This window comes from Paenibacillus rigui (assembly GCF_002234615.1).
GTDB classification, from domain to species: domain Bacteria; phylum Bacillota; class Bacilli; order Paenibacillales; family NBRC-103111; genus Paenibacillus_S; species Paenibacillus_S rigui.
In genome coordinates, this window is the sequence record NZ_NMQW01000008.1 from 253,284 (window position 1) to 265,335 (window position 12,052).

The 12,052-nt window shown below is 53.0% G+C and carries 11 protein-coding genes; 10 read left to right on the plus strand and 1 reads right to left on the minus strand.

The window, feature by feature from the left end; translation table 11 throughout:
• Positions 1 to 203: 203 nt before the first annotated feature.
• Together CF651_RS06405 and CF651_RS06410 are read left to right on the plus strand one after the other, a co-directional pair.
• Positions 204 to 1,769, plus strand: a complete 1,566-nt coding sequence (locus CF651_RS06405; protein WP_094014015.1) for an MDR family MFS transporter — start codon at positions 204 to 206, stop codon at positions 1,767 to 1,769.
• Positions 1,770 to 1,797: 28 nt separating this feature from the next.
• Positions 1,798 to 2,484, plus strand: coding sequence for a PadR family transcriptional regulator (locus CF651_RS06410; RefSeq protein WP_245855738.1), 687 nt, complete (start codon positions 1,798 to 1,800; stop codon positions 2,482 to 2,484).
• Positions 2,485 to 2,776: 292 nt separating this feature from the next.
• Here the strand turns inward: CF651_RS06410 and CF651_RS06415 are convergent, their stop codons facing one another.
• Positions 2,777 to 3,565 (minus strand): TIGR01457 family HAD-type hydrolase, encoded by a 789-nt coding sequence (locus tag CF651_RS06415; protein WP_094014016.1) that lies wholly within the window; start codon positions 3,563 to 3,565, stop codon positions 2,777 to 2,779.
• Between the two features lie 366 nt (positions 3,566 to 3,931).
• On the opposite strand from CF651_RS06415, the gene CF651_RS06420 reads away from it, so the two are divergent.
• The 8 genes from CF651_RS06420 (at position 3,932) to CF651_RS06455 (ending at position 11,986) form a co-directional block, all read left to right on the plus strand.
• On the plus strand, positions 3,932 to 4,615 hold the full coding sequence (locus CF651_RS06420) for a YceI family protein (RefSeq protein WP_094014017.1): 684 nt from the start codon (positions 3,932 to 3,934) through the stop codon (positions 4,613 to 4,615).
• A gap of 189 nt (positions 4,616 to 4,804) precedes the next feature.
• The gene (locus CF651_RS06425; RefSeq protein WP_094014018.1) at positions 4,805 to 5,764 is read left to right on the plus strand and encodes a metallophosphoesterase family protein; all 960 of its coding nucleotides are present in this window, start codon (positions 4,805 to 4,807) and stop codon (positions 5,762 to 5,764) included.
• Between the two features lie 84 nt (positions 5,765 to 5,848).
• A complete protein-coding gene (locus CF651_RS06430) occupies positions 5,849 to 7,615 on the plus strand; it encodes an ABC transporter ATP-binding protein (protein ID WP_094014019.1) in 1,767 nt (588 codons plus the stop codon).
• Positions 7,616 to 7,629: 14 nt separating this feature from the next.
• Positions 7,630 to 8,307 carry a response regulator transcription factor gene (locus CF651_RS06435; protein WP_094014020.1) on the plus strand — a complete coding sequence of 226 codons (678 nt, stop codon included), beginning with the start codon at positions 7,630 to 7,632 and terminating at the stop codon, positions 8,305 to 8,307.
• Entirely contained in the window at positions 8,304 to 9,377 is a 1,074-nt protein-coding gene (locus CF651_RS06440) for a sensor histidine kinase (RefSeq protein WP_245855739.1), read from the plus strand. Before CF651_RS06435 ends, CF651_RS06440 begins: the two co-directional genes overlap by 4 nt.
• A gap of 331 nt (positions 9,378 to 9,708) precedes the next feature.
• Positions 9,709 to 10,479: an HAD-IIA family hydrolase gene (locus CF651_RS06445; RefSeq protein WP_094014021.1), complete on the plus strand. Its 771-nt coding sequence runs from the start codon at positions 9,709 to 9,711 to the stop codon at positions 10,477 to 10,479.
• Between the two features lie 47 nt (positions 10,480 to 10,526).
• Positions 10,527 to 11,081 carry a glycerol-3-phosphate responsive antiterminator gene (locus tag CF651_RS06450; protein ID WP_094014122.1) on the plus strand — a complete coding sequence of 185 codons (555 nt, stop codon included), beginning with the start codon at positions 10,527 to 10,529 and terminating at the stop codon, positions 11,079 to 11,081.
• Positions 11,082 to 11,230: 149 nt separating this feature from the next.
• Positions 11,231 to 11,986, plus strand: coding sequence for an MgtC/SapB family protein (locus tag CF651_RS06455; RefSeq protein ID WP_094014022.1), 756 nt, complete (start codon positions 11,231 to 11,233; stop codon positions 11,984 to 11,986).
• The last annotated feature ends 66 nt before the right edge of the window (positions 11,987 to 12,052 follow it).

Sequence of the window (12,052 nt, forward strand, 5' to 3'; positions counted from 1 at the left end):
CTTAAGAAGGCACGTAATAAAATAGATATAATTTATCGCTTTTTTAAATAATATAAATACAATTTCTCGAACTTATTCTCATTATATGACACTTACCGTTTTCGGGCAAACGGCAGACAGGCGATTTCACAAAATCTTTATTTGCAAATTACTCAAATTTGAATATAATAATTTTATGTTTTGGAGGAGAATGGAGGAGAAGCATGTCTGCAAAACCATCTAATATTCGTTGGACCATCGTAGGGTTGATGCTAGGGCTGCTGCTTGCGGCGCTCGATCAAACCATTGTATCGACGGCGATGCCTACCATCGTAGGAGAGCTCGGAGGTCTAGATAAATTCGTCTGGGTATTCTCATCGTATTTGATTGCCAACGTCGTATCGATGCCGATTTTCGGCAAATTGTCCGATATGTACGGAAGAAAGCTGTTTTTCCTGCTCGGCCTGGTTGTATTTATGCTCGGCTCGGCATTGTGCGGCACCTCGACATCGATGTTCGAGCTGATCGTATACCGCGCCATTCAAGGGATCGGGGGCGGCGCCTTAATGCCGATCACCTTTACGATTGTATTCGATTTGTTCCCGCCAGAGAAGCGCGGTAAGATGCAGGGCTTGTTCGGAGCCGTCTTCGGCATTTCGAGTGTACTGGGACCTCTTGCAGGCGCCTATTTTACGGATCATCTGGACTGGACCTGGATATTCTATATTAATCTGCCTCTCGGTATTGTTTCTTTTGCGCTCATCGCGATGTTCTATCATCCGGTGATGCCCAAAAATCCGAATCAAAAAATCGATTGGCTCGGAACGGTCGTCTTTGCAGGCTCGATTCTTTGTCTTATGTTCGCATTGGAGCTGGGCGGCAAGGAGTTCGCCTGGAATTCCTGGGAAAGCTTCGCATTGTTCGCAGGCTTTGTTTTATTGCTAGCGTTGTTCATCTGGGTGGAAACGAAGGTACAGAGTCCGGTTGTGCCGCTGGGCTTGTTCCGTAACAAGCTGTTTACCGCGAGCATGGGGGCGAGCATATTTTATGGCGCGCTGATGATGGCGGCAGCTTCTTATATTCCGATCTTTATTCAAGGGGTATTTGAAGGCTCGGCAACCAGCGCGGGCCAAGTCTTGACGCCAATGATGCTTGCTGTCGTTGTCAGCAGTACGTTCGGCGGCAGATTTATCGGTAGAACCAGCTATCGCAGCATTTTGCTCGTCTCGGCCGTATTGCTACTTATTGCTACGACGCTGCTGAGCTCCGTCTCCATAAATACGCAGCAGTGGCTCGTTGTCGTGTATATGGTGCTTATGGGACTTGGTATCGGCGTATCGTTTCCGGTTATTTCGATGTCTTCCCTGCACAATATTGCTTACCAGCAGCGGGGGGTTGTGAACTCGCTGGTCAGCTTTTTCCGCTCGATCGGTTCGGCCATTGGCGTCACCGTATTCGGTACGGTGCAGGCGATGGCACTGCAGTCCCGGCTGAAGGAGGGGGGCGTCTCTCAGGTGCCTCTGGATGCTCAAGCGCTGCTGCAGCCGAAGGTAAGGGCAACGATGGACGCGGCCACATTGCAAAAGATGACCGTAGCGCTTGCCGACTCGATCGGCTTCGTCTTCCTCTGTACGATTCTGATGGCGGTAGCGGTTCTGATTTTTGTCCTCCTGATGGGCAAGGCGAAGATGGAAATCCGTCCTCAGGGAGCTCAAGGAACAAACGGGCAAGGGGCCGCTCAAGGAGCCGTCTCCCAAGCCAAGACCGGTACAGCGGGGCAAAAAGCATAATTTCACGAGCAACGATGCAGGCCGAATCATGACGGAAAACTGGGGACTGCAGAGCCGGAGAGAGAAAGCCCGAGAGCCGTCCCGAAAGACGGCGAAGCCGCTAAGACAACACAAAGAAGGTGTCTACATCATGTCTATGAAGCTGGTCATCCTGGGATTATTGATGGAAGGCAATCGCCATCCTTATGAGATTCGCCAGACGATGAAGGACCGTGCCATGCATCATTACGTCAAAATGCAGGAAGGCTCGTTGTACTACGCCATTGATCAATTGAAGAAGGACGGCTACATCGCGCCTGTGGAGGTCGTCAAGGACAGCAGCCGTCCGGACCGGACAATCTATACGATTACGGCAGCGGGCGAGGAGCTGTTCCAGGAGCTGCTGCTGCTTCAGTTCAGTGGGAAAAAACAGGTGTTCCACCCGATGAGCACAGCGCTTGTCTTTGCGAAATATGGCGATCAGAAGAAGATCGAGCTCATTTTGCAAAGAAAGCTGAAGGAGCAGCAGAAGAAGGTGAAGGAGCTTTGGGCGGTATATGAGGAGCATATTCCGAAGGTTCCCCGAAGCGTATTGCACCTGATGATGTCCGGATACGAGCACGGGATGGCGGAGCTGCGCTGGCTGGAGAGGCTCATTCAGGATGCGCGCGAGGAACGTCTCGGACAATTTGGCGAGGCCTTGGATCTGCAAGCTTATCATCACCATGTAGAGTAAACGAAAAAACTGCCTATCCCATTAAGGAAGCCACTGAAGTATTCGCGGAGTGGACGGAATATCGTTCTGTAGAAGCGTAAGCGTTCGCCTTTGTCCCGGGATTTTGACCGCTATAAGCGGGTTGAAATTGAAAAAATCCGGGGACAACAGCGATCGGAAGAACGATCCGTACATGCAGCCGTAAATTTTTCAGTGGCTTCCCCGTTAAAGGGGGGCAGTTTTTTTTGAGCATAATTGAAGGCGGTCGCTCATCTTGAAAGGCTTTGATAAAGGTTTCTCAAGAAAGCTCGTTTTACAGAATGGCTTGGATATGCCCGGATAGCTGCTGCAGGTTATCGCACACCAGCTCAGGCTTCACCCCGGTACGCTCCACATGCTCCTGCACGGTTTCGCGCGTCAAAAGGCCTGTCAGGACTAGGGCCGTGTGGCACTCTGCGGCAATACCGCCTTGAATATCCGTCAGCAGGTTGTCCCCGACGACCCAGATGTGCTCCTTCGGCAAGCCCAGCCTGCGGATGGCATAGTTCATGATGATCGGGGACGGCTTGCCGATCACGACAGGCTTCGTTTCGCTCGCCCGTTCGATCGAGGCGGAGATGGAGCCGGCTCCCGGCTGCAGCTCGTTGTTCCACGGAAGCAGATGATCCGGGTTCGTCAGCACGTAGGCAGCTCCTGCGCGAATGCGGCGCACCGCTTCCGCAAGCTTCACGTAGCTGAAGCTCCGGTCAATCCCCTGCACGACGAAGTCGGCCGGGGCTTCATCGGCCGTTGTGAAGCCGCCCTCCTGCATGGCGAGCTGGAGCCCCGTTTCCCCAATGATATAGGCATTCGCTCCGGGCCGCTGTTCTTGCATATACAATGCCGCCGCTTGCGCGGAGGTCAGCACCTCTTTCGCAGCTGCGTCAATCCCCACTTTGGCGAGATGTGCCGCTACCTGCTCCGGCGTTCGCGATGAATTGTTCGTCACATAAAGGTAAGGATAGCCGTGCTCCTTCAGCCAACGTATAAATTCGGCAGCCCCTGCAATGGGCTGATCCCCATGGTACAATGTACCGTCTAAATCCAATAAAAACCCGGGCATGGCGCGGGCCTCCTTTTTATTCAAATAAAAGACATTGTACCAGAGGAGGACGGATTTACGCCAGATAAACGAGGGCTGGAGCCTCCTATTTGCGCAAAAATTGAAATCATAGCGGCATTCCTCTATAATAAAAAAATGACAAGCTCCCGGAAAACGTACGGTTTCTACGGAGAAGGGCTTTGTCTAATCAATTACACTACACTCTGTAGTGTGACGTCAACACCCGAGGAAGCGCGATAGAGCTTAATAAAAAAAGTGGACTTAAAAGGGGGGGAGACTTAGAACATGGCTGCCGTGTGAGGATGACGGGAACTTATACTCATTTAAACTACATAGCGTAGTGTGAAATCGAAAGGGGACAAACGGATGAAACCGAGAACAGTGTTCATTGCAGCAGGAATTGGAATTTTGGTATTGGCAGGCGGCGGTTATGGCGCCTATGATTATTTTGCGGGAAATCATGTGGAGGTCAAGGATGTCATCGCCAAGGAGGCCGTCGCTGCACCAAGCGGCAATCAACCGGTGGAGGCCAAGCAGGTAGCCGGAACATGGGTCATTCAGCCGGAATCCAAAGTGTACTTTTCCGTCACGACGTCGAAGGAAACGGTCAATATTGAAGGCGGAGCGGTGCAGGGCAATTGGATCATTGATTTGGCGAATCCTTCGGCGATGAAGGCAGAAGCTACCGTCGACATGAACAGCCTGAATTCCGGTAACCCGCAAAGAGACGGGCATATTAAAGGCGCCGATTATTTGAATACGGCAGGGGTTCCGGTATCCAGCTTTAAGGTGAAATCGTTCGATAACCTGCCGAAGGAATGGAAGGAAGGCACGAAGTTTCCTTTTACGATGAATGGAACGTTGACGGTCAGAGGGATTTCCAAGGACGTAACGTTCCAAGTGGAAGGACAATACAGTCAAAATACGATTTCACTGGAGGGAAGCACGGTTGTGACCTTCGATCAGTTCGGCATGAAAAATCCGCATACCGTCACGCTCGATACACAGAACGATGTCAAGGTGCAGCTCCGGTTAGTATTGAAAAAGTAAGCTTGCTTTTTATATTCCGCAATTCCGCAATTCCGCAATGCAGCAGCAAGAAGGCGCCCGGGACAAGCCCGGAGGAATGCCTTCTTTTTTGTGTTATTTGCTCGAGGGAAAGCAGGGAAATGGTAACCATTACCGAACATAGTGGGATGGATACACTACTATGGCATGGGTGGAAGGGGCCGAACCAGAATGAAGACGAATCAATTCAGGGATCCTAACCGATTAACCTTTCGTGAGGATGGCACGTTTACCATTGTGCAGCTGACGGATCTGCATTGGAAGCAGGGCGATGCAATAGATCGCCGGACAGAGCAGCTTATCGGGCTGGTGCTGGAGGAGGAACAGCCGGACTTCGTATTTTTTACGGGTGATACGATCGAGAGCGGGACCATTGCCGATCCGCGGCAAGCGTACCTCGATGCGGTGGCCCCGGTTGATCGCCGCGGCATCCCGTGGGCGGCCGTCTTCGGCAACCATGATGCGGAGGGCAGCGTGACGAAGGCGGAGCTGATGGAAGCGCAGCTGAGCTGCGGGATGTGCCGGTCCCAAGCGGGGCCTGAAGAGCTAAGCGGAATCGGCAATTATACGCTTCCTGTATACGGACGTGACGGCGCTCTCTCGGCGGTTCTCTATGCCCTCGATTCCGGAGAGTATGCGAAGCCGCTTCTCCATGGATACGACTGGATTCGCCGCGACCAGATCGATTGGTATGTGCGGCAGTCGGAGGCTTACGCAGGGATGAGTGACGGGAGGCCGCTCCCGGGACTAGCCTTCTTTCATATCCCGCTCCCGGAATATGTCGAGGTGTGGGCTCACGAAACGTGCTTTGGCGAGAAGGATGAAGGAGTCGCCAGCCCGAAGGTAAATTCGGGCATGTTCGCCGCGATGCTCGAGCAGGGCAATATCGACGGCGTATTTGTCGGGCATGACCATGTCAATGATTATTGGGGCGAGCTGCACGGCATTCGTCTATGCTACGGCAGAGCGACCGGCTATAACACGTATGGCCGGGATGGCTGGCCTCGGGGTGCGCGCATCATTCGGCTTACAGAAGGGAATCGCGGGTTCCAAACGTGGCTGCGGCTTGCGGACGGCACCCGTGTGGATGCGCAGCCTGAGCACAAGCCCGAGGTGAGTCGGGAGAAATAAAAAACTTCTCCGGTTTATATTCAGTTAACAAGGATCCGTTATCTTGTTCAGCATAAGGAGATTTGCCGGAGAGGATGATGTGTGATGGAAACGAATCAAACGAAACGAGGCTGGCGTGATTTCGCCAAGCTGATATGGGGAACGAAGCCGCCTGTTCTTCTGATGAGTATTGCGCTTGCGCTGAGCGTAGGGGCAACGCTGGTAGGGATCACGATCCCGCTGCTGACGAAGCAGGTTGTCAATCAATTTTCCCTGGAATCGCTAGACCGGATGAAGCTTGTCTGGCTCGGAGCCGCGTTTATTTTTCAGGCGGTAGCCGGAGGGGTATCCGTGTATTTGTTGAGCGGGGCGGGCAATACCATTGTCGCTTCACTGCGGGATAAGCTGTGGCAAAAGCTGCTGCGCTTGCCGATTCCTTTTTACGATAAGCACGAAACCGGAGACATGATCAGCCGCATGGTAAACGACACAGGGATTGTCAAAAATTTAGTGACCGAGCATTTAAGCAGCTTCATTACGGGCATCATTTCCATTGTGGGCTCCATTGTCGTATTGCTGTATTTGGATTGGCGGATGACGCTGCTGATGCTGCTCGCGGTTCCGCTGTCGATGGTGGTGCTCATGCCGCTCGGCCGCACCATGTATCGCATCTCTAAGGGGATGCAGGAGGAGACTGCCCGCTTTACCTCCGTATTGACCCGGGTCTTGTCGGAAATTCGTCTGGTCAAAGCCTCGAACGCGGAGCACGTCGAATATGAACAGGGACGAAGCGGCATCCTGAACTTGTTGAAATACGGCATGCGGGAAAGCAAGGTTCAGGCGTTCGTGTCGCCGCTCATTTATTTCGTGCTGATGCTGCTGTTCGTCACCATAATCGGGTATGGGGGCATGAGAGTTTCCTCGGGGGAGCTGACGTCGGGAGATTTGGTTGCGTTTATCCTGTACTTATTCCAGATTGTGATGCCGATCACGCAGATTACGCAGTTTTTCACGCAGTCTCAAAAAGCGATCGGAGCGACGGAACGGATCATGCAGACGTTTGAGGTCGCGGAGGAAAACCTTACGGCCGGCGCTCCGGTTCGGCAGTTGGACCAAGCGATTCAACTCGATCGGGTCAGCTTCGGCTATCATGATGAGGAGCCTGTGCTGCAGGATGTCAGCATTCAGGTGCCGGCCGGGAAAGTAACCGCCATCGTCGGGCCCAGCGGCAGCGGCAAAACGACGCTCTTTTCCTTGCTGGAGCGGTTCTATGTCCCGCAAAGCGGAGCGATTCGTCTAGGGGAGCAGGAGATGGAAGGCTTCTCGCTGGAGTCATGGCGTAGTCAAATCGGCTATGTGTCGCAGGAAAGCCCGCTAGTTGCCGGGACGATCCGTGAGAATATCACCTACGGGATGGATCGGGAGGTGAGTACAGCGGAGCTGGAATATGCGGCGCGGATGGCCTATGCGGATCTGTTCATCCGGGAGCTGCCTCAACAGTATGAGACCCAGGTAGGCGAGCGGGGCATCAAGCTGTCCGGAGGACAGCGCCAGCGGATCGCGATTGCCCGTGCGCTGCTGCGCAACCCGAAGGTGCTGATGCTCGACGAAGCGACCTCGAGTCTGGACAGCCGCTCGGAAGCGGTGGTGCAGCAAGCGCTCACGAATCTGATGCGGGGACGGACGACGCTGGTCATTGCCCACCGCCTTTCCACGGTTGTCGATGCGGATCAAATTGTTGTCATTGAAAAAGGAAAAGTGACCGGCACCGGTACACACCTTGAGCTGTATGGGAACCATGGGGTGTACAGGGAGTTTGCCGATCAACAGCTGCGGATGCAGGGTGCGCCGCAAGCAAATCTAACAACGTAAGGAGGGCGGCGCACATGCCTGTCATATTGATCGTAGACGATGACGCCCACATCCGGGAGCTGGTCCGGGTATTCCTGGAACAGTCCGGCTTTTCAACCTTGGAGGCCTCTGACGGCAATGAGGCTCTGGCGGTTTTGGAGCGCAATAAAGTCGATCTGGTCGTGCTGGATATTATGATGCCGAACCGGGACGGCTGGAGCATGTGCGAGGAGCTTCGAAAGGATTACGAGCTTCCCGTGCTGATGCTGACCGCAAAAGCGGAAACCGTGCATAAGGTCAGAGGCTTCGAAATCGGGGCGGATGATTACTTGGTCAAACCGTTTGAGCCTGCCGAGCTCGTCGTCCGGGTGAAGGCATTGCTGAAGCGCTACCGGATCGAAGCATCCCAGATCGTTCAAGTGGGCGAATTGTTTATGAACCGCCGAACCTTCGAGGTTGTCATGAACGGTCAAGGCGTGACTATTCCGTTGAAGGAGTTCGAGCTGCTGTTCAAGCTGGCTTCGAATCTGGGACGAACGATATCCAGAGAGCAGCTGATCGAGGACATCTGGGGCTTCGATTATCAGGGGAACGAACGGACCCTCGATGTTCATGTGAATCGGCTGAGAGATAAGCTGGAGGAATTCGGCTGCTCCTGCCTCATCAAGACGATTCGCGGATTGGGATACAGGCTGGAGGCGGGGGGAGCATGAAGCCGAAGTGGCAGGTCATTTTTCAACGTATCCTTGGCTTGACTGTAGCTATGGCTTTACTGCTCGTCAGCAGCGCCATTGTCTATGTCATTTCGTTTGGGATCCTTCGTCACTACCGTATTGAGCTGCCGATGCTGGCTATCCAGTTGATCAACATCGCCGGCGGCATTCTGCTCTTGTTCTGTATCATTAGCCTCATCATGGTTGTGACCAAAAGGCACCAGCCTCATTTTTTCGAGGAAGCCATGGAGGTATTCCGGCAAATCGGCAAGGGCAATTTCAATGTTCGTCTGAAACGGGACCCGCGGCGCAAGCTCGGGCACTTAGAAATCCTCGTCGACAGTGTGAACGAGATGACGGAGAAGCTCAAGCAGATGGAAGCGATGCGTCAAGAATTTATATCCAATGTCTCCCATGAAATTCAATCGCCTCTGACTTCCATCCGCGGCTTCGCCCAGGCGTTGAGCAACGACAAACTGAGTGAAGAGGAACGGCGTCATTATTTGCAGATTATTGAGATGGAAAGCACGCGCTTATCCCGTCTCAGCGACAATTTGCTTAAGCTGACCTCCCTCGAATCGGAGTTTCACCGCTTCGACCCCGCCGCCTTCCGTTTAGACAAACAGCTGCGCAGTCTGGTACTGGCGAGCGAGCCTCAGTGGCTGGAGAAAGGCATCGAGCTGGAGCTGGAGTTGGAGCCGGTAACCCTGACTGCGGATGAAGAAATGCTGAGTCAGGTTTGGGTGAACCTTATCCATAACAGCATCAAATTTACACCGCAAGGCGGCTGCATCCGCATCGTCTTGCGGAAGCAGCCGGATGAAGTCGCGGTTGAGGTGTCCGATACCGGGATAGGGATCTCTGCGGAGGAGCAAGAGCGCATCTTCGAGCGCTTCTACAAGGCGGACAAATCTCGTAACCGGGCAAGCGGCGGGAGCGGATTAGGGCTGTCGATCGTGCAGAAGATCGTACAAACGCACAAGGGACATGTACGGGTGGAGAGCTCCCTGGGGAAGGGAACAAAGTTTATCGTGACATTGCCTATAGACGTGCAGCCTGCAGCAACCTGATCGGTTAACCGGCGTCCTGCAGCGCCGTCGCTTGCCAGGGCTGCGCGCGTACGCAGGCGCTTAGGCTTGCATTCATGTGTAACCCGTGAAGGACATTATGTGCCCATGTCTTGAAAGCGTTTCAAAAAATGGGTTGACAGAATGCAGCTCCCGACATATAATTCAAATTAATTCAATACGTTGCTTTAAGGTCAGGTTTGAGTATACCCGAGAAACCCTTACCCTTAGCAGAGCATTTCTTCTTCATTTGGAGGAGGAATGGCCTGCTGTGGAATAAGGGTTTTTTTGCATTTTCTTTTCCTTATTCCTTTGAAAAAGCGAGGCAGATACGATGAGGGGCTATGTGTTTGATTTGGATGGGACGATTTATTTGGGAGACAAAATGATTGAAGGCGCGGCGGAGGTCATCCGGGTGCTGAGGGAAAGGGGGGACCGCGTTGTCTTTTTGTCCAATAAACCCATTGCTACAAGACAGTCTTATGCCGAGAAGCTGACCCGAATGGGGATACCGACCGAGGTGGAGGACGTATTGAACTCCTCGCTGATTGTGGCACGCTATTTGAAGAAACGGATTCAATCCGGCGACCGGGTTTACGTGATCGGCGAGGAGCCTATTCACGATGAGCTCAGGGAGCATGGCATCTCGTTGACAGACGATTATGAAAAGCCGGATTACGTGGTTTTATCGTGGGATCGCCAGTTTACGTACGATAAGCTCAATATCATTTATCAAGCGGCAATCAACGGCGCCAAGATTATCGCATCGAACCCTGACGCCACTTGTCCCCTGGATGATGGGCAAATTCCGGATACAGGCACGTTCATTGCAGCGCTGGAAGCGGCGACGGGCAAAGCGATCGATCTGGTGGCCGGCAAACCGTCGCTTATCGCAGCGGAAGCGGCCGTGGAGCATTTGGGCTTAAGCTATGGGGATTGCTTCATGATCGGTGACCGGCTCGAAACGGATATCCGAATGGGCAATGAGGCGGGGATGGATTCCGTGCTGGTGCTTACCGGCGTTACGACACGGGAGATGGCCGAGCGTGCACAGGATCGCCCCAAGCATGTGGTGAACAGCATCAAAGAAATCGTGGGGCTGTAGACGAGTCGTGATATAATGGTCTTATTTAGAAAGGGGGGGACCATATGATTTACCCCATCGTTGATCTGGTAGAGCATCAGACGATTGCAACCGTCAAGAAAGAAGAGGATTTGGAGCTTGCAGCCCAAAGCGCGACGAACATCGTTTTTTTGCTGACCGGTTCTCTGTTTAATATCGATGAGCTCGTCCACAAGATCAAAGCCGCAGGCAAGCACGTATTTGTCCATATGGAGTTTATCGAAGGGCTGGCGCCTGACAAGACCGGGGTTGCCTATATGGCGAATAATGTTAAGCCCACGGGACTGATTTCGACCAAAAGCAATTTGATCCGTACCGCCAAGGAATTCAATTTAATGGCCATACAGCGCATGTTTCTGATTGATAACAACGCCGTATACCGAGGCATCAAAGGGACGGAGCAAAGTCAGCCCGATGCGATCGAGGTGATGCCGGGCATTATGCCGCGCGTCATTCGCGAGATGACCAACATGACGCCGCTTCCCATTATTGCCGGCGGTCTGGTCAGCAATCAAGAGGAAATTGACGAGGCCTTAAGAGCCGGTGCGCTGGCTGTATCCGTAGGAACATCGAAGCTGTGGTAGCAGCCGCTCTCCAAAAATAAATCATATAGCAAACGTTTTCAAAGGGTTGGAGACCAAGAGAAACCTCTTTGAGAAAGGGAAGACGGATCAGGTGCCCGTCTGTCCTTTTTCAGGGAGGTTTTCTCATTTTCGATAGAGGAGATTAGGGAATGAACAGCATTTGGCATATTACGGACATGGAATTGACCCTTCGCATATTTGCGGCTGCCGCTATGGGAGGGCTGATTGGCTTCGAGCGGGAGTGGAGCAATCATGCGGCAGGCCTGCGCACCCATATCCTGGTCTGCATCGGCTCGGCGAGCATTATGCTGCTGTCGATTTACGGGTTCAGCGAATTCGTCACCGAGCCGAATGTCAGAACAGATCCGGCGCGTTTGGCGGCGCAGGTCATCAGCGGGATCGGTTTTTTGGGTGCGGGAGCGATCATGCGAAACGGCTCGACGGTATCCGGGTTGACCACCGCCGCATCGATCTGGGTGGTTGCGGCCATCGGCCTTTGTGTGGGAGCGGGATTTTTTTATTGTGCCTGCCTGGCCACGTTCATTGTTCTGATCAGCCTGTTCGTCCTTAATAAGTGGGAGAAGCGAATTCTGCGCCATAGACGGCATCAGGAGGTGATGATACGGATGTTCGACAGGCCCGGCGTCGTAGGCAAAATCTCCAGTTTATTCGGCGAGCAGGGAATTCAAATCGTCAACATGAAGATGAAGCTTGAGGCACTCGCGGCTGCGGACGACGAGGCGGAGCCCATTATGGAGCTCAAATTCAGCGTTCAGACGAACAGCAACGAGAAGCTGATCCGGGCGATCGAGCATATTTCCCACAGCGGCGACGTCATTATGATGGAATCCAGTTATGGAAAATCCTATAGTATAGCGGAAATTCAGGGCTCAAGAGCTTTGTAGCTGGAAGGAAAAAACAGGGCACAGCGTTATTGACAAGGCTTTCATGATGTGACATTCTTTTGTAAG